Annotated in this window: 23 protein-coding genes and 1 pseudogene; 17 read left to right on the top strand and 7 right to left on the bottom strand. The window is 68.5% G+C overall.

Going from position 1 to position 26,008, the window contains the following annotated elements; all coding sequences use genetic code 11:
• The first annotated feature begins 24 nt into the window (after nt 1-24).
• From LQV16_RS08280 to LQV16_RS08270, 3 genes are read left to right on the top strand one after another with little or no spacing between them, the layout of a single operon-like run.
• Nucleotides 25-1,056 carry a tripartite tricarboxylate transporter substrate-binding protein gene (locus LQV16_RS08280; RefSeq protein ID WP_229993418.1) on the top strand — a complete coding sequence of 344 codons (1,032 nt, stop codon included), beginning with the start codon at nt 25-27 and terminating at the stop codon, nt 1,054-1,056.
• Between the two features lie 2 nt (nt 1,057-1,058).
• Entirely contained in the window at nt 1,059-1,580 is a 522-nt protein-coding gene (locus LQV16_RS08275) for a tripartite tricarboxylate transporter TctB family protein (protein WP_229993417.1), read from the top strand.
• On the top strand, nt 1,573-3,105 hold the full coding sequence (locus LQV16_RS08270; protein ID WP_229993416.1) for a tripartite tricarboxylate transporter permease: 1,533 nt from the start codon (nt 1,573-1,575) through the stop codon (nt 3,103-3,105). The genes LQV16_RS08275 and LQV16_RS08270 overlap by 8 nt, the downstream gene beginning before the upstream one ends.
• 118 nt (nt 3,106-3,223) lie before the next feature.
• On the opposite strand, the gene LQV16_RS08265 is transcribed toward LQV16_RS08270, so the two are convergent.
• Nucleotides 3,224-4,714 (bottom strand): lipase maturation factor family protein, encoded by a 1,491-nt coding sequence (locus LQV16_RS08265; RefSeq protein WP_229993415.1) that lies wholly within the window; start codon nt 4,712-4,714, stop codon nt 3,224-3,226.
• Between the two features lie 107 nt (nt 4,715-4,821).
• On the opposite strand from LQV16_RS08265, the gene dxr reads away from it, so the two are divergent.
• From dxr to LQV16_RS08215, 10 genes are all read left to right on the top strand, one after another.
• Complete coding sequence (gene dxr, locus LQV16_RS08260) at nt 4,822-6,006, top strand: 1-deoxy-D-xylulose-5-phosphate reductoisomerase (RefSeq protein WP_229993414.1); 1,185 nt, start codon at nt 4,822-4,824, stop codon at nt 6,004-6,006.
• A gap of 19 nt (nt 6,007-6,025) precedes the next feature.
• Nucleotides 6,026-7,357 (top strand): site-2 protease family protein, encoded by a 1,332-nt coding sequence (locus LQV16_RS08255; protein ID WP_229993413.1) that lies wholly within the window; start codon nt 6,026-6,028, stop codon nt 7,355-7,357.
• Between the two features lie 125 nt (nt 7,358-7,482).
• Nucleotides 7,483-8,181: a MarR family transcriptional regulator gene (locus tag LQV16_RS08250; RefSeq protein ID WP_229993412.1), complete on the top strand. Its 699-nt coding sequence runs from the start codon at nt 7,483-7,485 to the stop codon at nt 8,179-8,181.
• The gene (locus LQV16_RS08245) at nt 8,178-8,720 is read left to right on the top strand and encodes a hypothetical protein (protein ID WP_229993411.1); all 543 of its coding nucleotides are present in this window, start codon (nt 8,178-8,180) and stop codon (nt 8,718-8,720) included. Before LQV16_RS08250 ends, LQV16_RS08245 begins: the two co-directional genes overlap by 4 nt.
• Nucleotides 8,721-8,779: 59 nt before the next feature.
• Nucleotides 8,780-9,070 (top strand): YciI family protein, encoded by a 291-nt coding sequence (locus LQV16_RS08240; protein ID WP_229993410.1) that lies wholly within the window; start codon nt 8,780-8,782, stop codon nt 9,068-9,070.
• Nucleotides 9,071-9,118: 48 nt separating this feature from the next.
• Nucleotides 9,119-10,285 carry a flavodoxin-dependent (E)-4-hydroxy-3-methylbut-2-enyl-diphosphate synthase gene (ispG, locus tag LQV16_RS08235; RefSeq protein ID WP_028277109.1) on the top strand — a complete coding sequence of 389 codons (1,167 nt, stop codon included), beginning with the start codon at nt 9,119-9,121 and terminating at the stop codon, nt 10,283-10,285.
• Entirely contained in the window at nt 10,248-11,135 is an 888-nt protein-coding gene (locus LQV16_RS08230) for a GNAT family N-acetyltransferase (RefSeq protein WP_229993448.1), read from the top strand. Before ispG ends, LQV16_RS08230 begins: the two co-directional genes overlap by 38 nt.
• Before the next feature lie 432 nt (nt 11,136-11,567).
• Nucleotides 11,568-13,379: a proline--tRNA ligase gene (locus tag LQV16_RS08225; protein WP_229993409.1), complete on the top strand. Its 1,812-nt coding sequence runs from the start codon at nt 11,568-11,570 to the stop codon at nt 13,377-13,379.
• A gap of 29 nt (nt 13,380-13,408) precedes the next feature.
• A complete protein-coding gene (locus LQV16_RS08220) occupies nt 13,409-14,203 on the top strand; it encodes a TSUP family transporter (RefSeq protein WP_229993408.1) in 795 nt (264 codons plus the stop codon).
• A 75-nt stretch (nt 14,204-14,278) separates the two neighbouring features.
• Nucleotides 14,279-15,691, top strand: coding sequence for a pyridoxal-dependent decarboxylase (locus tag LQV16_RS08215; RefSeq protein WP_229993407.1), 1,413 nt, complete (start codon nt 14,279-14,281; stop codon nt 15,689-15,691).
• A 9-nt stretch (nt 15,692-15,700) separates the two neighbouring features.
• Here LQV16_RS08215 and fdhF read toward each other — a convergent pair whose 3' ends face one another.
• From fdhF to LQV16_RS08185, 6 genes and pseudogenes are all read right to left on the bottom strand, one after another.
• Entirely contained in the window at nt 15,701-18,214 is a 2,514-nt protein-coding gene (gene fdhF / locus LQV16_RS08210; protein WP_229993406.1) for a formate dehydrogenase subunit alpha, read from the bottom strand.
• 53 nt (nt 18,215-18,267) lie between these two features.
• A pseudogene (locus LQV16_RS08205) lies at nt 18,268-18,351 on the bottom strand (2Fe-2S iron-sulfur cluster-binding protein); the annotation flags it as partial.
• A complete protein-coding gene (locus tag LQV16_RS08200) occupies nt 18,339-20,039 on the bottom strand; it encodes an NAD(P)H-dependent oxidoreductase subunit E (protein WP_229993405.1) in 1,701 nt (566 codons plus the stop codon). The pseudogene LQV16_RS08205 and the gene LQV16_RS08200, both read right to left, overlap by 13 nt.
• Before the next feature lie 84 nt (nt 20,040-20,123).
• Nucleotides 20,124-21,215 (bottom strand): aminoglycoside phosphotransferase family protein, encoded by a 1,092-nt coding sequence (locus LQV16_RS08195; RefSeq protein ID WP_229993404.1) that lies wholly within the window; start codon nt 21,213-21,215, stop codon nt 20,124-20,126.
• 66 nt (nt 21,216-21,281) lie between these two features.
• Entirely contained in the window at nt 21,282-22,010 is a 729-nt protein-coding gene (locus tag LQV16_RS08190) for a VIT family protein (protein ID WP_229993403.1), read from the bottom strand.
• 79 nt (nt 22,011-22,089) lie between these two features.
• Nucleotides 22,090-23,388 (bottom strand): DUF4439 domain-containing protein, encoded by a 1,299-nt coding sequence (locus LQV16_RS08185; RefSeq protein ID WP_229993402.1) that lies wholly within the window; start codon nt 23,386-23,388, stop codon nt 22,090-22,092.
• Nucleotides 23,389-23,492: 104 nt separating this feature from the next.
• On the opposite strand from LQV16_RS08185, the gene rimP reads away from it, so the two are divergent.
• From rimP to LQV16_RS08165, 4 genes are all read left to right on the top strand, one after another.
• The gene (gene rimP, locus LQV16_RS08180; RefSeq protein ID WP_229993401.1) at nt 23,493-24,110 is read left to right on the top strand and encodes a ribosome maturation factor RimP; all 618 of its coding nucleotides are present in this window, start codon (nt 23,493-23,495) and stop codon (nt 24,108-24,110) included.
• Nucleotides 24,110-25,090: a transcription termination factor NusA gene (nusA, locus tag LQV16_RS08175; RefSeq protein ID WP_018774503.1), complete on the top strand. Its 981-nt coding sequence runs from the start codon at nt 24,110-24,112 to the stop codon at nt 25,088-25,090. Before rimP ends, nusA begins: the two co-directional genes overlap by 1 nt.
• A 173-nt stretch (nt 25,091-25,263) precedes the next feature.
• Nucleotides 25,264-25,692 (top strand): YlxR family protein, encoded by a 429-nt coding sequence (locus LQV16_RS08170; RefSeq protein ID WP_356815717.1) that lies wholly within the window; start codon nt 25,264-25,266, stop codon nt 25,690-25,692.
• Nucleotides 25,693-25,844: 152 nt separating this feature from the next.
• A partial coding sequence (locus LQV16_RS08165) for a translation initiation factor IF-2 N-terminal domain-containing protein (RefSeq protein ID WP_229993446.1) occupies nt 25,845-26,008 on the top strand: 164 nt, incomplete at its 3' end.

Below are 26,008 nucleotides of genomic sequence, written 5' to 3'. Positions count from 1 at the left end.
ATCACATTCGCTCAGGGAGAAACCATGACTTCGCAGAACTTTTTCACGCGGCCCACCCACACCCGCCGCGGTGCCCTCATTGCCGGAGCCGCCGGAGTCGTCCTGGCCCTGTCCGCCTGCGCAGGAAGCGGAACCGGCGCGGCTGCCGGCGCGTCCGGGGGCGCCGACCCGATCAAGAAGCTCAGCATCATCGTCCCCGCCAACCCGGGCGGCGGCTGGGACCAGACCGGACGCGCCATGCAGCAGGACCTGCAGTCCAACAAGCTCGTCTCCTCCGCCCAGGTCACCAACATCGGCGGCGGCGGCGGGACCAACGGGCTGGCCAAGCTGGCCACGGAGAAGGACGTCAACACCCTTATGGTGATGGGCTACGTCATGGTGGGCGCAGTCGAGACCAACGGAGCCAAGACGCGGCTCGAAGACACCACCCCGATCGCGCGGCTCACCGAAGAACCCCTGGTCCTCGTGGTGCCGGCGTCGTCGAAATACCAGTCCGTCGCCGACCTCGTGGCGGACATCAAGGCCAACGGCAAGGGCGTGTCCATCACCGGCGGCTCGGCCGGCGGCGCGGACCACATCCTGGCCGGGCAGATCCTGAAATCCCAGGGCGTGGAGGCGGACAAGCTGAACTACATCGGCTACTCCGGCGGCGGCGAATCCATCGCGGCGCTGCTCGGCAACAAGGTCCAGGCCGGCATCTCCGGCGTGGGCGAGTACGCCGAACAGGTCAAGGCCGGCAAGGTCCGGGCGCTCGCCGTCTCCGGGAAGGCCGAGGCCCCGGCGCTTCCCGGCGTCAAGCCGCTCAAGGACCAGGGGATCGACGTCGTGCTGACCAACTGGCGCGGCGTGGTGGCCCCCGGCTCCATCGACGACGCCCAGCGCGCGAAGCTGACCGACGTCGTCACCAAGCTGCACGCCTCCGCGGCCTGGAAATCCACCCTGTCCAAGAACAACTGGGACGACGCCTTCCTGGCCGGTGACGGCTTCACGACCTTCCTGACCGAGGACATCGCCAAGGTCAAGACCACGCTGACCCAGATCGGCCTGGTCAAGTAAGAATGTCTTCTCTCGCAACAACGCCCGCCAAACGCCCGACGGGGGAGATCCTGTTCGCCCTCGTGTTCGTCAGCGTGGGCGTCGCGGGCCTGGCGACGGCGGGATCCATTCCGATCCCGCCGTCGGAGACCGGCATCGGCCCGCGCGCCTTCCCCTACATCGTGTGCGGCATGCTGGTGCTGTGCGGCGCCGGGGTGGTCCTGCAGGTCCTCCGCGGCAAGGTTGGCCAGGCCGAGGACAGCGAAGACCTGGACGTGACCGCCAAGACCGACTGGGTGGCCCTCGCCAAACTGGTGGGCTTCGTGGTGCTGCACATCTTCCTGATCGAGCCGGCAGGCTGGCCGGTGGCCGCCGCCGTGCTCTTCAGCGGTGCCGCCTGGTCCCTGGACGCCAAACCCCTCTGGAAGGCGATCACCGTGTCCGTGATCCTGGCGCTGGTGCTGCAGTACGTCTTCGGCGGGCTGCTGGGCGTATCCCTGCCGCCGGGGCCGCTGCTCGAGGGGGTGGCCTTCTTCCATGGATAGCTTCATGCTCCTGCTCGAAGGATTCGCCACCGCGCTGCAGCCTGTCTACCTGCTCTACGCCCTGGGCGGGGTCTTCGTCGGCACCGCCGTCGGCGTGCTCCCCGGCATTGGCCCCGCCATGACCGTGGCCCTGCTCATGCCCATCACCTATGCCCTGGAACCGGCCGCGGCGCTGATCGTGTTCGCCGGGATCTACTATGGCGGCATGTACGGCGGTTCCACCACCTCCATCCTGCTGAACACGCCGGGCGAATCCTCCTCGATCGTCACGGCGCTCGAAGGAAACAAGATGGCCAAGGCCGGCAGGGGAGCGGCGGCCCTGGCGACGGCGGCGATCGGATCCTTCATTGCCGGGACCATCGCCACGGTCCTGCTGACCTTCCTGGCGCCCGTCGTGGCCGACTTCGCCGTCGGCCTCGGCCCCGTGGACTACGTGGCCCTCATGGTGGTGGCCTTCCTGACCGTCGGCGCGCTGTTGGGCGCCTCCGTCCTGCGCGGCCTAGCCTCCCTTGCCCTCGGGCTGTTCATCGGCCTGATCGGCATCGATGACAGCACGGCCCAGCAGCGCTTCACGTTCGAGAACCCCACCCTGGTGGACGGCATCGACATGGTCCTGGTGGCCGTGGGCCTCTTTGCCCTCGGCGAGGCACTCTACGTCGCTTCCAAGCTGCGGCACGGCCCCGTGGAGCTCATCCCGGTCAGCAAGGGCAAGAACGCCTGGCTGTCCAAGGAGGACTGGAAGCGGTCCTGGAAACCGTGGCTGCGCGGAACCTTCATCGGGTTCCCGATCGGCACCGTCCCGGCAGGCGGCGCGGACGTCTCCACGTTCCTGTCCTACGCCGCCGAGCGGAAGCTGGCCAAGGGCGCCAACAAGGCCCAGTTCGGCAAGGGCGCGATCGAAGGCGTCGCCGGGCCGGAAGCGGCCAACAACGCCGCGGCCGCCGGTGTCCTGGTGCCGTTGCTGACCCTCGGCATCCCGACGACGGCGACCGCGGCCATGATGCTCACGGCGTTCCAGCGCTACCAGATCCAGCCCGGCCCGCTCCTGTTCGAAAACCAGGGGGCGCTTGTCTGGACCCTGATCGCGTCGCTGTATGTCGGCAACCTCATGCTGCTGGTCCTGAACCTGCCGCTGGTGGGCCTGTGGGTGAAGATCCTGCAGATCCCGCGGCCCTACCTCTACGCCGGCATCCTGGTCTTCGCCGCCCTGGGCGCCTTCTCGGTGAACTTCTCGCCAAGCGACGTCGGCATCCTGCTGGTGGTGGGCATCCTGGGCTACTTCATGCGCCGCTACGGCTATCCTGTAGCGCCCATGGTGGTGGCAATGATCCTGGGACCGATGTTCGAGGTGCAGCTGCGGCGCTCGCTGCAGCTCTCGCAGAACGACCCCACGGCCCTGTTCTCCTCGCCGTTCGCCTTGGTGGTGTACGTCTCCATGGCGCTGATCTTCGTTGCCTCGTGGTGGCTCCGCCGCCGCCAGGCAGCGGTGGAGGCCGCGCCGGCGCAGGAGCAGGTGTCCGTCTAGGCGCGGGCGTTCCCGATTGCCGCAGATGGCCGGAATGACGACCCTCGTTCCGGCCATTTGTGGCAAACGGCCGCACGAGAACGCACCGGCCGGCGCTGGGCCGCCCGGAACACGGGCCTCAGGCGTCCGGCGGCAGGCGCGAGGGCGGGATGACGACATACAACGGAGTCCGGATCCAACGCTGGCCGCTCGCATGGAACTCGGCCCGGGTGGAGAAACGGTAGAGGTAGCTGCTGGCACGCACCCAGTGGGGCCGTTCGCCGTCGAACGGGTCATGGCGCAGCAGCCGCAGCGTGGGCCGGTCCGCCGCCAGCAGCCTGGCCAGGAACGCGTAGAACCATTCCTCGTGCACGGTACGCAGCGGCAGGAACCACATCAGCCAGTCAAGCCTCAGGTGGTATGGGGCGAACTGGCGCGGGATGCGCCGGAGGTCTCCCGGTTTGCCCTTGAACCCATACTCCCGCCAGTCCGCATCATCCCCGGGTTCCGCGTCGAGGGTCCCCTCCACCACGATCTCGATCCGCCGCTTCGTGACCGTGCCGAACGCGCCGTAGGTGTTCACCAGCTGCCAGCGGTTGAAAGATGCGTTCATCAGCTGATGGTGGGAAAAGAGATTCTCGATCGGCCGGTAGCTGAGCACCACGAGCAGCACCGTGGCAACCAGGACCACCACCAGCCACGCGACCGGCGCCTGGCTGCCGGCCCCGGCGCCTGCGCCTGCGGACGCGGACGCGGACGCGGACGCGGCGTGCCACTCAAGCGGGATTGCCGGAAGCACGGCGTGCGCCACGGGATCGCTGACCGCCGCGAAGGCCAGGATGATAGCCATCCAGTTCAGCCAGGCGAAGTTTCCGCTCGCCACCAGCCACAGCTGGGTGAAGATGATGATCCCGGCGGCGGCGCTGGCCAGTGGCTGCGGGGCAAAGAGGAAGAACGGCACCACCAGCTGCGCGAAGTGGTTGCCCAGGACCTCCAGCCGGTGCCAGGCCTTGGGGAGCAGATGCGCCTGCCGGCTCAGCGGCCCCGGCATCGGCTGGGTCTCGTGGTGGTAGTACAGGGCTGTCAGGTCCCGCCACTCCGGGCCGCCCCGGATCTTGATCAGGCCGGCGCCGAACTCCAGCCGGAACACCAGCCAGACCAGCAGGATCAGGATCGGCCTGGGCGGGGGAGTCTGGTCGGAGCCCAGGAAGGCCACTGTGAACCCGGCCTCCAGCAACAGCATCTCCCAGCCGAAGCCGTAAAACGTCTGCCCCACGTTCACGATCGACATGTACAACAACCACAGGGTCAGGAACGCGATGAGCGGAACCCAGGGCGGCCCGAGCTGGGGCAGCCCGGCGATGAGCGTGGCGGCAATGGCCATGCCGCTCCAGCAGACCGTCCGCAGCAGCCGGTCCGAGTAGCGCCAGCGGAACAGGCTGGGCCGGCCCAGGCGGTTGAAGCCTTCGAGATACGCCGGCACCGGCAACAGGCCGCGCTCGCCGAGGAGGGCCGGGAACTGGTTGAGCGAGGAGAGGAACGCCACGAAGAAGAGGGTGGCGGTGCTGCGCTGCAGCACTTGCCGGGCGAACTCGTACTCCGGCGCGTCGAACCACGCGGTCCACTCCACGTTTTCCACGTTACGCCTCCGGCCTGCTGCGTCAACGCGTGGCGGCGACCCGCCGCGCGAGGAAACGGGCAACCCGAGCACGGAACGCGGTGCGGGATACTTGAAGCATGCAGCCGCGCAAAATCGTCCTCCTCGGGTCCACCGGTTCCATCGGCACACAGGCGATTGACGTCGTCGACGGCGCCCCGCACCTGTTTGAGATCGTGGCGCTCAGCGCCGGCGGCGGCAACCTCGAACTCCTGGCCCGGCAGGCCGTCCACACCCGCGCCTGGGCCGTCGGAGTCGCCTCCGGGGAGGCCTCCGCCCTCCGGGACATGATCGACGACGCCGCCCGCGCGGCTTCAGTGACGGGCTACCGTCCCGAGATCATCACCGGCCCGGATGCCTCCACCCGGATCGCGGAAATCAGCGCCGACGTCGTCCTCAACGGCATCACCGGCTCAATCGGGCTTGCCCCCACCCTGGCAGCCCTGAAGTCCGGTGCCACGCTGGCCCTGGCGAACAAGGAGTCCCTGATCGTCGGCGGCGCCCTGGTCAAGGCCGCGGCCCGCGAAGGGCAGATCGTGCCTGTGGATTCGGAGCATTCGGCCATTGCCCAATGCCTGCGCTCCGGCTCCGCCGCGGAAGTGGACCGGCTGATCCTGACGGCTTCCGGCGGCCCGTTCCGCGGCAAGACCCGGGCCGAGCTGCATGACGTCTCGCCGCAGGACGCCCTCGCCCACCCCACATGGGACATGGGCCTCATGGTCACCACCAACTCCGCCAGCCTGGTCAACAAGGGCCTGGAAGTGATCGAGGCGCACCTGCTCTTCGACATCCCGCTGGAGAAGATCGACGTCGTGGTCCACCCGCAGTCCGTGGTGCACTCCATGGTCCAGTTTGTCGACGGCTCCACGATCGCCCAGGCCTCGCCGCCGGACATGCGCCTGCCCATTGCCCTCGGTCTCGGCTGGCCGGACCGCGTCCCCGGTTCCGCCAGCGCCTGCGATTGGAGCAAGGCCACCAGCTGGACGTTCGAGCCGCTGGATGCCGCGGCCTTCCCCGCCGTCGCCCTCGCGAAGGCTGCCGCCCGGCAGGGCAGCACCTTCCCGGCCGTGTTCAATGCCGCGAACGAGGAGGCGGTGATGGCCTTCCACGCCGGGCAGATCCGGTTCACCGACATCGTGGACACCATCGACGCCGTCCTCAGCGAACACACAGGATCCTCCGGGCTGACGGTGGAGTCAGTGCTGGATGCTGAAAGATGGGCACGCGCCCGCACCCACGAACGTTTAGCCGTCAGAAGCGTCTAGGAAGCAGCAGATCACGCACATGAGCCCCGTCCTCCTCTTTATCCTCGGTGTCGTCTTCGTGGCGATCGGCATTGCCGTGTCCATTGCCCTGCACGAAGTCGGGCACCTGGTCCCGGCCAAGCTGTTCAAAGTCCGCGTCACCAAGTACATGATCGGATTCGGACCCACCGTCTGGTCCAAGAAGCGGGGCGAAACCGAGTACGGCCTCAAGGCCATCCCGCTGGGCGGCTATGTGTCCATGATCGGGATGTACCCGCCGAACAAGGAAGACGGCACCGTCCGCGCCTCCAGCACCGGCATGTTCCAGTCGCTGGCATCCGATGCCCGCTCCCTGGCCCACGAGGAAATCGGCCCCGGGGACGAAAAGCGGGTCTTCTACCGGCTGCCGGTCTGGAAGAAGATCATCATCATGCTCGGCGGGCCCGCGATGAACCTGCTGATCGGCGTCGTGCTGACCGCGGTGCTGCTGATGGGATTCGGTACCGCCAGCCAGACCACCACTATCGCGGACGTCTCCAAGTGCCAGGTCAAGGCCGGCGAGACCGTGGACCCGGATTCCGCCGACTGCAAGCTCACGCCCGCCGCGGCCGCGGGCCTGTTGCCGAACGACACCATCACCTCCTTCGACGGCAAGGCCGTCACCGGTTGGGACGAACTCACCGGCTGGATCCGGGCCTCGGCGGACAGACAGGTCAGCATCACCGTGGAGCGTGGCGGCGCCACGGTCTCCACCACCGTCATGCCCGTGCTCTCCGCCCGCCCGGTGATCGGTCCCGACGGCCGTCAGGCCAAGGCCGCTGACGGAAGCCTCCAGTACCAGGACGTCGGCTTCCTGGGCATCGGCGCCCAGACGGTACTCGTGCAGCAGCCGGCGTCGTCCGTGCTGCCGATGGCGGGGGAGAACATTGCGCAGGTTGCCGGGGTTGTGGTGAACCTGCCGGCCCGCGTGGCCGGCGTGGCCAAGGCAGCCTTCAGCGAGGAACCCAGGGACCCCAACGGCCCCATCAGCGTGGTGGGCGTGGGCCGCGTGGCTGGCGAGGTCGCCGCCATGGAGGAGGTCCCGCTGCAGTCCCGCTTCGCCGCCCTGATAGGTTTGCTGGCCGGACTCAACTTCGCCCTGGCCGTCTTCAACCTGATCCCGCTGCTGCCGCTCGACGGCGGCCACGTGGCGGGCGCGCTGTACGAGGGGGCCCGCCGCCAGATCGCCAAGCTGTCCGGCCGCCCGGATCCCGGAGCCTTCGATATCGCCAAGCTGCTCCCGGTGACCTATGTGGTGGCGGTGCTGCTGATGGGCATGGGAGCCTTGTTGATCTACGCGGACATCGTCAAGCCGGTCAATCTCTTCGGATAAGGGGAGCCGCACCGGCCGTTCCAGCCAAATGCCGCTGACTTTCACTTATAAGCTTATTTCAGCTGATTTTAAATAATCAGTTGTAAGTGATTGATTATTCAGGATCACCTCCCTAGGCTGAGGTCATGTACGTCATGACAATCGACCAGCGCGGCAGCACCGGCGACGTCGACCGCGTCCCCGGCCTCCTCAAGGAAGTCAGCGCACTTTCCACTGCAGGGCGCTTTGAACGTTCGGTGGGCGACGAGGTCCAGGGCGTCGTGGAGCGGGCCGACGAGGTTGTGGAGATCGCCCTGCATGCCCTGCGCAGCGGCCGCTGGTACGTCGGAATCGGGGTGGGGGAGGTGGACCTGCCGCTGCCCGCCAGCCCGCGGGAAGGCTCCGGTCCCGCCTTCGTGGCGGCCCGGGCCGCCGTTGACCGGGCCAAAGGGGCGGCCGCCCATGTGCCGCTCGCCGTGGTCGCCGGCCGCGGCCGGCGTCGGGCAAGTGCATCGGTAGGCGCAGCAGCGGCCGCGGACGGCGCCAACGGGTCCCGGGGGGCCAAGGCCTGCGCCAATGCCGAGGCGGTGCTTCGACTGATTGGTCGCCTGGTCCAGGACCGGACCGCGGCGCAATGGAAAGTCGTGGACGTGCTGCGCTCGGTGCGGCACGACACCCACGGTACCCACGGCACCCAAAAAGTTGCGGCGCAGCAACTCGGAATCACGGAGCAGTCGGTGAGCCGCGCAGTCCTCCGCTCGGGCTGGCAGGAAGAATGGGCGGCGAGGCCGGCGGCAGAAATGTTGCTGGCCCTCGCCCACGACACCGTAGAAGGAGAAAAGTGAACGCCCTCTGGATCACGCTGGCCCTGCTCACCGCAGGCTTCGCCGGCTGGCCGGTCACCGCCTGGGTGTTCCGTCTCGCCCGAACCATAGATGACCGGACTTTAGATGACGGGACCGACGCCGGCAGCACGGCCGGCGCGGCGGGTACTCCCGGAGGGGACGCGGCCGAGGATCCCTCCGCCGACTCCACCACAGACCCCGAAATCCAGCCGACCCCTGATGCCGCCCCGGACGCCGCGCCAGCCGCCGCGGCGGCCGCAGCGCCGGACGCGGCCCCGCCCGCCGACACCGTCAGCAGCGTGCGCATCCTGCGCGGCGGCGCCATCATTGGCATCCTGGAGCGGTTCGCCGTGTGCATGGCAATCCTCGCCGGCCAGCCAGTCGCCATCGCCTATGTCGTGGCGATCAAGGGCCTTGGCCGGTTTGCCGAGTTGAAAGCCACACCGGTTGCCGCCGAGCGGTTCATCATCGGAACCCTCACCTCCATGCTCTGGGCAGCCGGCGTTGCCGCCCTGACCAAGGTCCTCTTCCTCGGCTGACCGCGCGCCCCGGAGCCCCCCGGATGGGAACCGGGCAAACAGGGCGATAGTGTATCCATATGACTGTTTTTGCTGTGGAGTACGTGTACGACGCCGAATCTTCCGATGTCCGCGATGCCAGCCGCCCGGCGCACCGCGAATGGACGGCAGGGCTGGCCCGCGAGGGCGCCCTGCTGGCCAGCGGCCCCTACGGCGACGGTGCGGGCGCGCTGCTCATCTTCAAGGCGTCCGACGAGACGGCCTTGAATGACCTCCTGCGGCAGGACCCCTTCGCAGCCGCCGGTGCCATCTCGGGCACGCGCACCACCGTGTGGGCACCGGTGACCGGTCTTCTGGCCGAGCACGCCTAGCCCGTCCCGCCCACACCTTCGCTTCATCGAAACTAAAAGGGAGTCCATGTGACCTCGGTCAGCCTGGGAATGCCGTCAGCACCGCCCCCCGTTCTCGCCCCGCGCCGGAAGACGCGCCAGATCAAGGTGGGATCCGTGGGCGTCGGCTCCGATTCGCCCATCAGTGTCCAGTCCATGACCACGACGCCGACCACCGACATCAACGCCACCCTGCAGCAGATCGCGGAGCTCACGGCTTCCGGCTGCGACATCGTGCGCGTCGCCTGCCCGTCCGCCGATGACGCCGAGGCGTTGCCGATCATCGCCAAGAAGTCCCAGATCCCGGTGATCGCGGACATCCACTTCCAGCCGAAGTACGTCTTCGCCGCGATTGAGGCCGGCTGCGCCGCCGTGCGCGTGAACCCGGGCAACATCCGCAAGTTCGATGACCAGGTCAAGGAAATCGCCCGGGCCGCCAAGGACCACGGCACCTCGATCCGGATCGGCGTCAACGCCGGCTCCCTGGAACCCGGCATCATGAAGAAATACGGCAAGGCCACCCCGGAAGCCCTCGTGGAATCCGCCGTCTGGGAAGCCTCGCTCTTCGAAGAACACGGTTTCCACGACTTCAAGATCTCCGTCAAGCACAATGACCCGGTCATCATGGTTGCCGCCTACGAGATGCTGGCCGAAAAGGGCGACTGGCCCTTGCACCTCGGCGTCACCGAGGCCGGACCGGCATTCCAGGGCACCATCAAGTCCGCGACGGCGTTTGGCGCGCTGCTCTCCCGCGGAATCGGCGACACGATCCGCGTCTCCCTCTCGGCCCCGCCGGTCGAGGAAATCAAGGTGGGCAACCAGATCCTGCAGTCGCTCAACCTGCGCCCCCGCAAGCTGGAAATCGTCTCCTGCCCGTCCTGCGGCCGCGCCCAGGTGGATGTCTACACGCTCGCCGAGCAGGTCACGGCCGGCCTCGAAGGCATGGAGGTCCCGCTGCGCGTGGCGGTCATGGGATGCGTAGTGAATGGTCCCGGCGAGGCCCGCGAGGCCGATCTCGGCGTTGCCTCGGGTAACGGCAAGGGCCAGATCTTTGTCAGGGGCGAAGTCATCAAGACTGTCCCGGAGGATCAGATTGTTGAGACACTGATCGAAGAAGCCATGCGTATCGCGGAAGAGATGGGGGACGCCGATGGCGAAGATGCTGTCAAGGGTAGCCCCGTGGTTAGCGTCTCGTAGGGACGACGCCGCTCCCGGCGTCGTTGTCCGCGTCCTTGGAGGCGCCGACACCGGAGCCCTGCTGGCGCTGGCACACCGGGACGCCGTCGCCAATGTCTTCATCCTCTCGCACCTGGAGGCCGCCGGCACGGCGTCCCCCACGGCCGGGGGCGCCAGCATTCTTGGCGTGTTCGACGGCGACATCCTCCTCGGCGCCTGCTGGGCCGGCGCCAATCTGGTGCCGATCGAGCTGGCCCCCGACCTCGCGGGCCTCGTTGCCATGGCCGCGCACCGCTCCGGGCGCCGCTACGCCTCGATCTTTGGCCCCGCCGAAACTGTCCTGGCCATCTACGTGGCCCTGGAACAGCTCGGCCAGGTGGCCCATGAAGTCCGCGACCACCAGCCCCTGCTGACGATCTCGGGCCCGCCCGCTGTCCGGCCCGAGCCCGCACTCGACTTTGGCCAGCTGGCTGACTTCGACAAGATCCTGCCCGCGTGCGCGGCCATGTTCGAGGAGGAAGTGGGCTATTCGCCCTACCTGGGCGGCAGGGAGTATTACAGCCGCCGCGTCAGAAGCCTCGTCCGCCAGGGGCATTCCCTTGTGCACGTGAACGCGGACGGCCAGGTTGTCTTCAAGGCCGAACTCGGTGCCGTCACGCAGGAAGTGACCCAGGTCCAGGGCGTTTGGATGAATCCCGAGTTCCGCGGACTGGGACTGAGCGCGGGCTACATGGCCGCCGTCGTCGTCCTCGCGCAGACCCTCGCGCCGGTCACCAGCCTGTACGTCAACGACTTCAATTCAAAGGCGCGCGCCACCTACGACCGGGTGGGCTTCCACCAGGTCGGGACGTTCGCCACGGTGCTCTTTTAGCCGGCGCCGCCGGCCGTCATCTGCTGGGCACCCCGCAACGGACTTGTACGGACACGAAGGAATTATGCGGTTGCAGACTATTGATTCCCGGCCGCGTGTCACATAGGTTCTACCTAGCCGTGTCGCACAGGCGCGAGCGTTCCCCAGCGCATTTTTTCGGGGAAGGCGACGTCTGGAGGCGACACCAAGTAGCTCGCAGCCTGAGATCTGGGGGTGCTGGGGCCACGGGAGCCACGCCATGACGGGATGACCAGCCGGAAACGGCCAGGGGCTTCCACAGTTATGGCGTGGCTCTTCCACGTCCTGCGCACTGCCCCAGCGCGTCCGCCGCAGGGCCGCCGCGGCAAAGGGGTGCGCTCCGGACGGTAGATTAGTACCTAGATGCTTTTCCCGGTTTTGCCCGCACTTTCCCCAGAAACGGATATCCCACCTGTGGTCCTTCGACTCTCCAAGCTGTTCCTGCGCACCCTGCGCGAAGATCCCGCCGACGCCGAGGTAGCCAGCCACCGGCTCCTGGTCCGGGCCGGCTACATCCGGCGGGCCGCGCCGGGCATCTACACCTGGCTGCCGCTGGGGCTGAGCGTGCTGCGCAAGGTGGAGCAGGTCATCCGCGAGGAAATGACCGCCATCGGAGCCCAGGAAGTCCACTTCCCGGCGCTGCTGCCCAAGGAACCCTACGAGGCCACGAACCGCTGGACCGAATATGGCGAGGGCATCTTCCGGCTCAAGGACCGCAAGGGCAACGACTACCTCCTGGCCCCCACGCACGAGGAAATGTTCACCCTGCTGGTCAAGGACCTGTACTCCTCGTACAAGGACCTGCCGCTGAGCATCTACCAGATCCAGAACAAGTACCGCGATGAGGCACGTCCCCGGGCCGGCCTGCTGCGCGGCCGCGAATTCATCATGAAGGATTCCTACTCCTTCGACGTCGACGACGCCGGACTGGATGCCAGCTACGCCGCCCACCGCGGCGCGTACCTGAAGATCTTCGAGCGCCTCGGCCTCGAGGTGATTCCGGTTGCTGCCACCGCCGGCGCCATGGGCGGGTCCAAGAGCGAGGAATTCCTGCACCCCACCGAGATCGGCGAGGACACGTTCGTGCGCTCGGCCGGCGGCTACGCGGCCAACGTCGAGGCCGTCACCACGGTGGTCCCGGCGGACATCGACTTCAGCAACGCCCCGGCCGCCGAAATCCGGGACACCCCGGACACGCCCACCATCGAAACGCTCGTCGACGCCGCCAACGTCCTCGTTCCGCGCGCAGAGGCCGACGGCGGCCCCTGGACCGCCGCCGACACGCTCAAGAACGTCGTGCTCGCCGTGACGCTGCCGACCGGCGAACGCCAGCTCGTCGTCATCGGCCTCCCCGGCGACCGCGGCGTCGACCTCAAGCGCGTCGAAGCGAACATTGGCTCGTTCCTGCCGATTGCCGGCGAGATCACGCTCGAAGCCGCCAACGACGACGACCTCAAGAAGCAGCCCCTGATCGTGAAGGGGTACCTCGGCCCCGGCATGTCCCTGGATGCGCCGCTGCTGGGCACCGAGGGCGCCGCCAAGATGCTCTACCTCGTGGATCCCCGCGTCGTCAGCGGCTCCGCCTGGGTCACCGGCGCGAACGAGGCCGGCAAGCACGTCTTCGGCCTCGTCGCCGGACGCGACTTCGGCTGGGACGGCGTCATCGAGTGCACCGACGTGCGCGCCGGCGACGAGGCCCCGGACGGTTCCGGTCCGCTCGAAACCGCCCGCGGCATCGAAATGGGCCACATCTTCCAGCTGGGCCGGAAGTATGCCGCGGCACTGGATCTGAAGGTCCTGGACCAGAACGGCAAGCAGGTGGTGGTGACCATGGGTTCCTACGGCGTCGGCGTCACCCGCGCCGTGGCAGCCCTGGCCGAGTCCAACCACGATGACAAGGGCCTCGTCTGGCCGCGCGCCGTCGCCCCGGCCGACGTCCACGTTGTGGCCGTGGGCCGCGGTGAGGAAATCTTCGCTGCCGCCGAAAAACTGTCCCTGGAGCTTGAAGCTGCCGGCCTCGACGTCATCTATGACGACCGCCCCAAGGTTTCCCCCGGCGTGAAGTTCGGCGACGCCGAACTCGTCGGCGTCCCCACCATCCTCGCCGTCGGGCGCGGACTCGTGGACGGCGTCGTGGAGATCAAGGACCGCCGCAGCGGCGATGCCGAGAACGTAGCCGTTGACAAGGCTGTTGACTACGTGGTCAACGCCGTGCGCAACAGCTGATGCTGCTCCGTCCTAAGCCGTACTAAGTAGTGGTCTCCGGACTCGAGTCGATCCAGCTCGGAACTGTCATCCTGATCGTCGTGGCGGGCCTGGCGGCGGGCTGGGTCGACGCCGTCGTCGGTGGCGGCGGGCTCATCCAGCTCCCGGCGATGCTCCTGGTGCCGGGCATCAGCCCGGTCCAGGCGCTGGCGACCAACAAGATGGGCTCCATCTTCGGCACTACCACGAGTGCGGTCACGTATTACGGCCGTGTCCGGCCCGATCTGCGCACCGCCCTGCCCATGGCGGGGATCGCGATGGCGGGCAGTTTCGGCGGGGCGGCGCTGGCCGCCAACCTGCCCGCGAGCGTGTTCAAGCCGATCATCGTGGTGGCGCTGATCGCCGTCGCCCTTTTCACGGCCTTCCAGCCCGGCGTCGGTGAGCTGACCAAGCTGCGCCACGAGGGGCACCGGCACTACATGGTGGCTTGCGTGATCGGCGGCGTGATCGGCTTCTATGACGGCATGATTGGCCCCGGCACGGGCTCGTTCCTGATCATCGCCCTCGTCTCGGCCATGGGCTACGCCTTCCTGGAAGCCAGCGCCAAGGCCAAGATCGTGAACATGGCCACCAACGCCGGAGCCCTGCTGTTCTTCATTCCGCACGGTGCCGTGCTGTGGGGGCTGGGGCTGCTGCTGGGCCTGGCGAACATGGCCGGCGGCTACCTCGGTGCCCGGACTGCGGTCCGGCAGGGGAGCAGGTTCATCCGGATCGTGTTCCTGGTGGTCGTGGGTGCGCTGATCATCAAGCTCGGCTCCGACGTTTGGCAAGATAACTTCGCTTAGGCCGGCAGCTCCAGCGGCTCGGGCAGGCTGGTAAAGGGACTCCCGGTCCGCTGGCCCCGGGCGTAGCATGCAGCTATGTCAGCAGGTGAGGAACGCTACCGGGATGCCCTGGAGGCCGCGGCCGGGCACGCACGCCAGTGGCTCGAGAGCCAGGGAACACGCCACATCGGGCCACAGGTCACGGCGGCCGAGCTCGCGGCCGACTTCGGCGGACCGCTGCCCAAAGCGGGCATGCCGGCCGCGGAAGTCGTGGACTATCTCGCGGCCAAGGCCGAACCCGGGCTGATGGCCATGCCGTCCGGACGGTTCTTCGGCTGGGTCATCGGCGGCACACTGCCGGCTGCCCTGGCGGCCGACTGGCTGCTCAGCGCCTGGGACCAGAATGCGGGGCTGCGCTTCGCCACGCCCGCCACCGCCGCGATCGAGGAAGCCGCCGGCAAATGGATTCTTGAGCTGCTGGATCTACCCGAAGAGTCCGGCGTCGGCTTTGCCACCGGCGCCACCATGGCCAACTTCACTTCACTCGCCGCCGCCCGCTGGCGGCTCATGGCCGATGCCGGCTGGGATCTCGACGGCGACGGTCTCGCCGGTGCGCCCCGGATCCGCTGCTTCGTGGGGCAGGAACGTCACGACACCATCGACCTCGGCCTGCGCTACCTGGGCCTCGGGCGTCCCATTGTGGTGCCCTCCGACCGTCAGGGGCGCATCATCCCGGCCGAGCTGGATTGCGCCCTGGACCTTGCGCTCGGCGCGGGGGAGGACGGCCGCCCGGTCCCTGCCCTGGTGTGCCTGCAGGCCGGCAACCTGCATTCGGGCGCCTTCGACCCCTTCGCCGAGGCCATCGCCGTCGCGAAGGCGCATGGCGCCTGGGTGCACGTGGACGGGGCGTTCGGACTCTGGGCGGCCGCCGTGCCCGAGCTGTCCGCCCTGACTGCGGGAATCGGCCTGGCCGATTCGTGGGGGACGGATGCGCACAAGACCCTCAATGTCCCCTACGACTGCGGGATCGCGATCGTGCGCGACGCCCAGGCCTTGCGGTCGGCGATGGGTCTGCGCACCAGCTACCTGATCCAGGCCTCGGACGGTGTCGGGGACCCGTTCGAGTCCGTGCCTGAACTCTCCCGCCGCGCGCGCGGCGTCCCGGTGTGGGCGGCGCTGAAATCCCTGGGCCGCGACGGCGTCGCCAGCCAGGTCCGCACGCTCGTGCAGCGGGCCGCGCAGTTGGCCGAACAGCTCGCGGCGCTGGACGGCGTCGAGGTGCTCAACGACGTCGATTACACCCAGGTGTCCCTGGCGTTCGGGGACGACGCCGTGACGCGCGCCGTGACGGAGCGGATCATCGGCGACGGCCGGGTCTGGATGTCCGGTTCACACTGGCAGGACCGCGATATCCTGCGAATCTCGGTAAGCAACTGGAGCACGGACGACGCCGACGTCAGAGTCGCCGTCGACGCCGTCCGCGACGCATTGGCGGCCGTACGGGGCTAACCGCGGGGATTATCCGGTTACGCGGATCCGAAAGATGTGGACGGCGGTCACCTTGTATTCAGGGCACCCCGTAACTTCATCCTCCACGGAAGATGTCAGGCTGTTCACCGTTGCCCCGGGGAAGTGGAAGCCCGCGAACACCTGGCCCGGTTCCATATCGTCCGTGATCCTGACCCGCAGGACCGCCGTTCCATGCCGGCTGCCCAGCCGGACAAGATCACCGTCGCGGACGCCCAGTGCCGCCGCGTCCCCGGGTTCGACGTCGACCGTCTCTTCTGCGAGCAGGCGCAGGTTGTGCGTCCGACGGGTCATGCTGCCGGAGTTGTAGTGCTCTCCTCTGCGCCCGGTGATCAGCAGGAACGGGAACTCCGCGTCGCATTCCTCGCCCGGCGGCAGATAGGGCCGGGCGGCCAGGTGCGCCAGGCCGTCCGGCGTGGCGAACCGGTCCTGATAGAGCCGTGGTGTTCCGGGGGAATCGGCAGACCCGCACGGCCAATGCAGCGGGCCGTCCCGGTCCAGGCGTGGGTGCGAGATTCCACCGAACAGCGGCGCCACTGTGGCACATTCCGCCATGGCCTCCGCCGGTGTGGCGCAACCGAGGTCCGCCCCCATGCGGGCAGCGACGGCGTGCAACACGGCGAAGTCCGTGCGGACGCCGGCCGGGGGCGCCACGGCTTCCCGGACCCGCTGGAAGCGCCGGTCGAAATTGACGAAGGTGCCGTCCTTCTCAAGCCAGGCGGCCACCGGGAAGACGACGTCCGCCGCTGCTGCCGTGGGGGAGAGGAACAGATCGTTGCAGATCACCAGCGGGCAGGCAGTCAAGGCCGCCCGCACCGACGTGCTGTCAGGGTCCGTGGCGAGCACGTCCTCCCCGATCACCCACAGCGCTTTCAACGCCCCGTTCCGGGCGGCCTCGAACATCTGCGGGATCCGAAGCCCGGGTCGCGGCGGCACATCGGCCTGCCATGCCACGGCGCACCGGTCCCGCGCTGCGGGGTCCAGGACCTTCTGGTAGCCGGGCAGCAGGTCGGGCAGGGCCCCCATGTCCGACGCGCCCTGGACATTGTTCTGCCCGCGCAGCGGGTTCACCCCTGCGCCGGCACCGGGCCCCACGGCGCCGCGCAGGAGGGCCAGATTGGACAGAGTCCGGACACCGTCCGTGCCGTGCCGATGTTCGGTCACTCCGAGTCCGTAGAAGATTGCCGGAGCCGCCGCCTGGCCGTACATCACAGCCGCCCGCACCAGGTCCTCCGCCGGGACACCGGAGATGCCTGCGACACGCTCCGGCGGATAGTCGCCTAGCAACGCCAGCAGCTCCTCGTAGCCGCTTGTGTGCGCGTCAAGGAAGTCGGTGTCCACGAGTCCCTCGCGGGCCAGGACGTGTGCGAGGCCATTAAACACGGCCACGTTGGTACCCGGCCGGGGCCGAAGGTGGATGTCGGCGTGCCGGGCCAAAGAGGTGCGCCGGGGATCCACCACCACCAAGCGGACGCCGTCCATGACCCGCTGGAAAATCCGGGAACCGACGACCGGGTGCGCCGCCGTGGGATTGGCGCCTGCCAGGAGGACCGCGTCGCACCGGTCGAGGTCATCGAACGGGTTCGTCCCGCCGCCCAGGCCAAACGTGGCGGCCAGGCCGGCCGCCGAGGGGGCGTGGCAGAGCCGGGCGCAGTTGTCCACGTTGTTGGTCCCCATGAGGGCCCGGGCGAACTTCTGGGCCAGGTAGTTCTCCTCGTTCGTGGCCCGGGCCGAGGAGATGAGGGCGAATCCGTCCGGGTCCGCATCCCGAATTTCGGACAGCCTGGCGGCCACGTAAGTCGTCGCCTCCTCCCAGGACGCTGGCGTCAGGGTTCCGTCCCTGCGGATCAGCGGGGTGGTCAGACGGTCCGCGGAACCGAGGAACCCATGGGCGAACCGTCCTTTGACACACGCGTGGCCGCGATTCACCGAGCCGTCAGCAGCGGGCCGGACGGTCATGATCACGTTGTCACGGGTGGCGACCTCCAGGTTGCAGCCGACCCCGCAGTACCCGCAGGTTGTGCGCGTCTGCCGTTCGATCGGCAGCAGATTGAGCAGCCCGGGCTCGGAGAGCGCGCCGGTGGGGCAGGTGTCCACGCACGCCCCGCACGAGACACAATCGGACTCCGCCCAGGGACCCCCGGTTCCCGGCGCCACCACCGTGGCGGCTCCGCGGCCCACGAGGGTCAGGGCGAACGTGCCCTGGATCTCTGCGCACGCGCGGACGCACCGCCCGCAGGCGATGCAGAGGTCGCGGTCAAGCTTGACGTACGGGTGGGAGTGGTCAACTCCGCGCTCCGGTGGCACGACCGAACCGGCCGGGGCAGTCACCCCGTAATCGGCGCATTGCCGGACCAGTTCGCTGCGGTCGGCGGGGACATCCAGCGCCCGGGCGGGCAGCCCCGCGACGATGGCCCGCAGGGCCTCACGCCGCATCGCCCGGGACGCCTCGACAGTGATGCGCAGTCCGTCCTCGGCCGGGGTGCTGCAGGCGGCCGCCGGCACGAGGCCACCGTTGTGAGCCGGTCATCGTGGCACAGCGTCGGGAGGGCCAGGCCGGCCGCCCGCACCGCGTCGAGCACCGTAGCACCGGCGGCAACCTCGACCTGACGGCCGTCGACCAGGAGTTTCACGACCGCCATCCATCCAGTCCGTAGACGCGGGCGAGGCTTCGCACCGCGGCCGGCACCCGGCGGCCGAAAGCGCACAGGCTGCCCGCCGCCATTGTGCGCAGCACTTCGCTGCGTTCGCGGCGAATGTCCTGGTCATCCGGCCGCTCCGACAAGGCCCGGCCGCGCCATGCCCCCACCCGGCAGGGCGAGCATTGGCCGCAGCTCTCCGCGGCGGCAAAGTCCCACAGGTTCCGCAGCACTTGGCTGCCGGACAGCCTGTCATCGAAGGCGACGATTCCTGCGTGGCCGAGGGCTGCTCCGTGCCTGGTCAGCGCGGCATCACTCAGCGGCACATCCATGTCCTCGGGGCCGACGAAGCCGCCTAGGGGTCCGCCGATTTGAAGGGCGCGCAGTGTTGCACCGTCCCGAAGGCCGCCGCCGAGATCCTCCACGATCCGCCTCACCGGCGTGCCGATCTCCACCTCGTAGGCGCCGGGCCGGAGGAACCGTTCGGACAGGCAAGCGACCACTGTGCCGGCTTCATCCGCGGTCCCCATCGCCGCGTACGCTGGTCCGCCGTGCTGCACTATCCACGGCACCGCGCTGAGGGTTTCCACGTTGTTGACCACCGTGGGCCAGCCGTGGAGTCCGCGCGCGGTGGGAAACGGCGGACGGGGCCGCACGACGCCGCGCAGACCTTCGAGCCCGTTCAGCAGGGCCGTTTCCTCACCGGAGACGTACGACCCTGCGCCAACAGCTACGTGGACCTCCAGGCTGAATCCGCTGCCTCCCACGTCCGGGCCGAACTGCCCGGCAGTGCGTGCCTCGAGCAGCGCTTCCTGCAGGCGGGCGACCGCGTCGGGATACTCTGAGCGGACAAACACGACGCCGGTGGCTGCACCGACGGCGAAGCAGGCAAGGGCAAGACCTTCGAGCACACGGTGCGGGTCCCGTTCCATGAGCAAGCGGTCCGCAAAGGAACCGGGGTCGCCCTCATCGCCGTTTGCCACGACCACCCGCGGTGCAGGGTGCTCCAGTGCGGCCCGCCATTTCGCGGCGACGCGGAAGCCGGCCCCTCCCCGTCCCTTCAGCCGGGCGGATTCGACCTGGCTGAGGACAGCTTCGGGTGTTCCTGAGGCCACGACGGCGGGCCAGACCGACCAAGGTGTCGACGCTCCGAGCAGTCCGGCGGTCACTACGGGGAACGTACTGTCCCGGTACACCGGGATGGGCGGGGCTTTCTGCGGTGACGTTCCCAGCAATTGAGCCGGCAGGTCGGCCCCGGCACACGCGTTCTCGCCGTCGAGGGCTGCCGGTCCGCAGAAGCAGTAGCCGAGGCAACGCACTTCCTGGAGTGATAAGGCGCCGTCCGAACTTCGGCTCCCCGCCTCCACTCCCAGGGCAGCCTCCACGTCCGCCATGTGCCTGCCTCCGGACGCCGCGAAGCAGGCGGCTGCGCCGCAGACCCGGACGTGCCGGGTTCCGCGCGGTGCGGAGAAATCGGCGAAAAACGAGGCCGGTCCCTCGGCCGCTGCCGCGGGGAGCCCGAGCGCGCGGGCAATCGCGGCAGGAGCAGCGTCCGGGGTGCGGAGCATGGTCCTGACGTCCCCGATCGGCCGCCCGAAGCGGGCCGCATACCGGAGGAACGGATCGTCATAGTTCCGGTACTCCTGCCCACCGGGGTCGGCGGCTGAGCGCCCGCCAGGGGAATCGTGCATGCATCCAGCCTTCTCCCCGGGACCCCCAGTCGGGGAAGAGCCTAAAGACCCCGGAAGGTGAAGTGCCTCCGGAACGGGCCGGCCCTAGCGTCGATCCTCCGCCCAGTGGGCCGGGTCCTCGCCCGGTCCGGGCAGCTCCTGCGGAGCGGGCAGGCCGGGAAGCGTCCGGCCCGCCAGCGTGCTCGCCACCCACAGCGATCGGGCCAGATCGCCGTCGTGGTGACGCTGCGAGGCGTACCCCAGGGCGTTCTCCACCTCGCGGACCAGGCTCCACTGCCGGGCGGTCTCGGCGTCCAGACCGGCGGCCGCACTGAAATCCCCGCAACGTGCGAGCAGGGCCCGTCCGGGATCTTGCTGCGGCAACTCGCGGAGCCTGTTCCACAGCACGGGGGCCACGGCAAATTCGGCCTCGCCGATCATGGGCTGGGGATCGATCGCAGCGTACGGCTCCAGCCCCGCCGGCGCGTCCTGACGGGTGCCCGGTCCCGGCACGCCGGGCCGGGCGAGGATATTCAAGTAGTGCAGGTCTGCGTGGACCAGGACGTCCTTGCCTGACCGCCTGCCCACGGCGCCGCGGGTCTGGCAGACCTCAAGCGCTGCCTCGAGCAACCACCGGGGAAATGGCCGCGCCAGCTGCTCCCATGTCGCGGGGAGTTCATCGCTCCACTGTTCAGCCCGGGCCGCCACATGGTCGATTTCCTGCCACCCGGGCCGGTCATCGGGGACCACGCTGAGCTGGCGGACCACGCCGCCCCACACCGTCACCGCCGTTTCCAAAGGGACATCCAGGAGGGAGCGGCAGGCATCCAGGCGCTCCAGGAGCAGGGCGCAGGATCCGGCGTCGGCGGCCAGGAGCCTGACGGCGCCATGGCCTCCCCACAGGGCGAGGGCGTGGTGTTCGCGGGTGGCCTCCTCATGCGGGAAGGCCACCTTCAGCACAGCCAGGCTGCCGTTGCCGCCGGATCCGTCCCCGTCCCGGCGCCGGACGGGGATGACGACGCCGCCGTGACCGTTCCACGGAAGGGCGCCCGGCTCCAGATCCGGCAGAAGCTCCCACTGCTCGAGGAATTGTCCGATCAGGCCAGGAAGTGATGCCAGCCAGGCACGTCCGTCAGGCGTGCGGGAGTAGCGGCGGGAAAGATCGGGCGGGATGGGGACGTCTGGGATGGGGCTCACGGGACCTATCGTAGGCGCCGGAGTGCATGCTGCCGGCTTGGCAGGTGCCAGGTTGGCGCCGCGGCCCTAGACGATGCCGCTCGCGCCGAGCGCGTTGCCGATCGCGAACGTGGCCACCAGCGCTGCGGCGCCGCCAATCACCACGCGGATGGCTGCCCTGAGCTTCGAGCCGCCGCCTATCCACGCGCCGACGGCGCCGGTGGCCGCCAATGCTACGAGCACGGCCACGAAGGTCAGCGGGATCCTGATGTTTTCCGGCGGGAGCAGGATGGCCAGCATGGGTAGGATCGCGCCAATGAGGAAAGCGATGGCAGAAGCGAACGCCGCGTGCCACGGACTCACGATGTCGGTTTCGTCAATGTGGAGTTCGGCTGAGAGGTGCGCGCCGAGGGCATCGTGTGCCGTGAGCTCCTTGGCCACCGTCCGTGCCGTCGCGGGGCTCAGTCCTTTGCCCTGGTAGATCGCGGCGAGTTCCTCGAGCTCCTCCTCGGGTTGTTCCGCCAGTTCCCGGCGCTCCTTCTCGATCAAGGCGTGCTGGCTGTCCTTCTGGCTGCTGACGGAGACGTATTCGCCGAGGGCCATCGAGATGGCGCCGCCCACGACGCCTGCGACGCCCGCGACCAGGATCGGCCCGGTGTCCGTCGTGGCGCTGGCGACACCGACGACGATCGCGGCGACCGAGACGATGCCGTCATTGGCCCCCAGGACGCCCGCGCGGAGCCAGTTGAGGCGGTGCGCGATGTCGTTGTGGTGCGGCTCGTTCTCGTGCAGGGTTGCGGCGCCGGTCGTGTCCATGACTACAGCAAATCACCCGGGCCAAAGGCATGCCAGTATTCCGAGGCTAACCAAAATAAGCCGAGGCTTGGTCGCGTGCTCAGTTTGCCGGCTGTGACGGCGGCGTGGTGGGTTCCAGGCCCGGCAGCGTGGCGGGGTCAAGGCCCGGCAGGGCGCCGGGATCCGTGCCCCACAGCACGGCCCGCTTCCCGGCACCGAGCAGGGCCGCGATGGCCCACTGCCGGGTCTCACCTTCGCTCAGGGCCACGAGGTCGCCGTACGCGGGCAGCGCGGCGGCCTCCAGGCTGCCGAGGCCGGCGGCTGGGGAGGCCAGGAAGGACTGACCCAGCGTGTAGCCGGCCTCCCGCGGCGGAACAGTGGAGCAGTGCAGCCGGCTCAGCAATTCCGCGCCGCCGAGGAGCGCGTCATGGCGGGCCAGTTCCTCGGCCGCGGATTTCGCCGCGGCGCCGCCGAGCCGGGGCAGCGCCACCTGGTAGCCGTAGATGGTCTGCGCTTCGGTCCGGACCACCGCCGCCAGGGCACCGCCGAGGCCGGCCGCGGCCGCGGACTGCCCTGCCGAGGACTGCCCGGGACCGGGCTGCCCGGCGGAGGACTCGGCGGCACCGGATTGCGGAGTCGCGGACGGGGACGGGCATGTGCCGGACAGCCGCGGTGCGGCCACGTCGACGGCCGGCGCCGCCGTCCCGGTGCCGGCGGCGAGGGCGGTAGCCTGCAGCAGCTGGGCGGTGCCGACTGCAGCCAACAGCCGTGCAATGCCGCCGTCGGCCACGGCAGCGTCTGCGAGGCGCTGGTTCCCGCTGTCCGCGAGAGCCGCCACGAGCCCGGCGGCGGTCGAAGGCAGGGGTGCGGCGGTCGCTCCGGCACTGGACTGGCCGGCACTGGACTGGCCGGCACTGGTCTGGCCGGCACTGGTCTGGCCGGAAACGGACGGAGCCGTTGAGGCGGAGGAAGTTGCCGGGGCCGGGGGCGTTGCCCGGCCGGAGTCAGCGGCCGCTGCGCTGGCTGCGTCCGCAGGACTTTCCCCCGGTGCCAGCAGGGCCTGCGCCTGGGTTGTCAGCAAGGTCACAGTCCGTTCGACGGCGGGGTTCCCGGCACCGGCCGAAGGGCCGTCCGCGCTGCCCGCCGGGCTGTCTTTTGAACCGTCTTGCTTCGCGGTGCCAAGCTGGCTGCCAGCGTCCTTCAACCGCACGGTGTCTGCCAGTGCAGCGGCGCGCGCCTGTTCGGAAAAGGGCGGATCCGCAGGTTCCGGCGGCCGGGCCGGCATCAGGACCACCCCCAGGCTCACCACCACCAGGGCGAGGCACAACAGCAGCACGTAGCGGGGGAGCGACCGGGGAAAGGGATCCTGCCATCGCTTTTCCCTGGTGTCGTCGTTCACAACAGACCATGTTGTCATGCCGGCCCGGAACACGTGCACCACACCGCCCGGAAAATCGCTAGGCTAGTACACACAACATTATCTAGCGGGAGGCGGCCGGCATCATGACGAACGCAGAAGCCACGACTTCAACAGACCGGACCGGGACGGGGAAGGCTGAAGCCGCACCCGTTCAAAATGTCGAGGCCGAGCGCCTTCACGCACTCCTGGAACCCGCAGTGCTGGCGAACCGGCTGTATCTGGAGGACGTATCCATCCATGTCGCCGGCGCCAACCGGGTGGTCCACGTAGTGGTGGACCTGCCCCAGGAGGAGACCGGCGGCGTCGGGCTCGACGTCATCGCGGAGATTTCCAAGACCCTCTCCGACACCCTGGACAACGACCCCAGCATGGACGCGCGCCCCTATGAGCTCGAGGTCTCCTCACCCGGCGTCGGACGTCCACTGACGGAGGAGCGGCACTGGCACCGCGCCCGCGGACGGATGGTCAACGTGAACGTGATCCAGGGTGACAACGTCACCGGCAGGGTCCAGTCCGTGGATGATGGGGGAGTCACCCTCGTCCCGGAAATTGCCGTCAAGAAGGGCATGAAACCCAAACAGGGTGAACCCGTCAAGCTTCCTTTCGACAGGATCCGCAGCGGAAAAGTCGAGATAGAGTTCAGCCACCTCGAAGAGGCCGGTCTGGAAAAAGCAAACAATGGACCTTCTGAGGAGGCCTGATGGATATTGACATGAGCGCGCTGAGACTTCTGGAGCGTGAGCGTGAAATCCCGCTGGATCTCCTGATTCCGACGATCGAGCAGGCCCTGCTGGTGGCCTACCACAAGACCCCCGGCGCCTTCGAAAAGGCCCGTGCCGAGCTCGACCGCAAGAGCGGCCACGTGACCATCTGGGCCACCGAGATCGACGACGACGGCGCCCCGATCGGCGAATTCGAGGACACCCCCGCGGGCTTCGGACGCATCGCGGCGAGCACCGCGCGGCAGATCATCCTGCAGCGCCTCCGGGACGCTGAGGACGACAACGTGCTGGGCCAGTTCAAGGGCCGAGAAGGTGAGCTCGTGGCCGGCACCATCCAGCAGGGCAACAACCCGCACATGATCCAGGTCAACCTGGGCACGGTGGAGGCACTGCTGCCGCCGCCCGAGCAGGTTCCCGGCGAGAAGTACATCCACGGCAACCGGCTGCGCGCCTTCGTGATCGACGTCCACCGCGGCACCAAGGGCCCGTCCATCACGCTGTCCCGCTCCCACCCCGGGCTCGTCCGGAAGCTCTTCGAACTCGAAGTTCCCGAGATCGCGGACCGTTCGGTCGAGATCGTGGCGCTTGCCCGCGAGGCCGGCCACCGCACCAAGATCGCCGTCAAGGCAAACACCCCCGGCGTCAATGCCAAGGGTGCCTGCATCGGCGAAATGGGTTCTCGTGTCCGGGCGGTCATGACGGAACTGAACGACGAAAAGATCGACATCGTTGACTACAACGACGATCCGGCGACCTTCATCGCCAGCGCCCTCTCGCCGTCGCGCGTGAACTCGGTCACGATCACCGACGAGGCGACCCGTTCTGCACGGGTGGTCGTTCCCGACTACCAGCTCTCCCTGGCCATCGGCAAGGAGGGCCAGAACGCCCGTCTCGCCGCCAAGCTCACGGGATGGCGAATCGACATCGTCTCCGACGCCGCCGTCAACACCGGCAAATAGCTCGCAAGCGCGCAGCGCACGAACACAGGCGCCGGGCCGCCGTCGTGGCCCGGTGAGCGTGTGCACTCTCACGGGTCAGCCGTGATTTCCAAGCTGACCGGCACGCCTGGGTTCGGGACCCGGGCGCCGGAGGGGCTAGAATAGAAGATGACCGCGCCTAACGGCCGGTATCCGTGTGTCTTTGGCGCGTCTGGGTTTTCCCAGATTCCCGGGACGCGGTGATTCACCAAGCAGTTAAACTGGCAGGAAGATACTCGAACGTGGCACATGTGCAACACCTCGGGAATCAGCCGCAGCGCACTTGTATCGGATGCCGACAAAAAGGGTCGCGGTCGGAGTTACTCCGGCTCGTCGCCGGCGCCGGTGGTTCGTCCGCCGTCGTGGTGGATGAACGACGCCGGATGGCTGGCCGGGGAGCATGGCTGCACCCCAGCGAAAAGTGCCTGGCACTGGCGGTCAAACGTCGAGCGTTCGGTCGCGCCCTCAAGGGCGCAGCCGGTACAGCTGATGTGGAACGCCGGATCACTGCCGGCACGGAAGCCGTGGGCACCCCGGTGGCCGCAGCAACAACCGTCCAACCTGAAAGCGGGTCAGAAAACTGATGGAAACCCGATGAGTTCCCAGCGATGAGTGCGCAACGATGACAACTTTGTTGCGCTCTGCAATGGGCCTTTCAGCTGCATTCGCGGCGGAGGCCCGCAGTAAGAAGTAGACGGTTCGTGCCTGGCTCGGTGCGGACCGAGACAGGAGAAATGTGGCCAAGGTCCGCGTACATGAGCTTGCTAAAGAGCTCGGTATTACTTCCAAAGATGCAGTAACCAAACTGCAGGAACTGGGCGAATTCGTTCGCTCCGCCTCGTCAACTATCGAGGCTCCCGTTGTGCGGAAACTGCGCAACGCTTTCCCCGACGCCCCCGC

Source organism: Arthrobacter sp. Bi26 (genome assembly GCF_918697925.1).
Lineage (GTDB): Bacteria > Actinomycetota > Actinomycetes > Actinomycetales > Micrococcaceae > Arthrobacter.
Note: the sequence above shows the minus strand (reverse complement) of the source record. Positions and strands in the feature narration are given on the sequence as shown.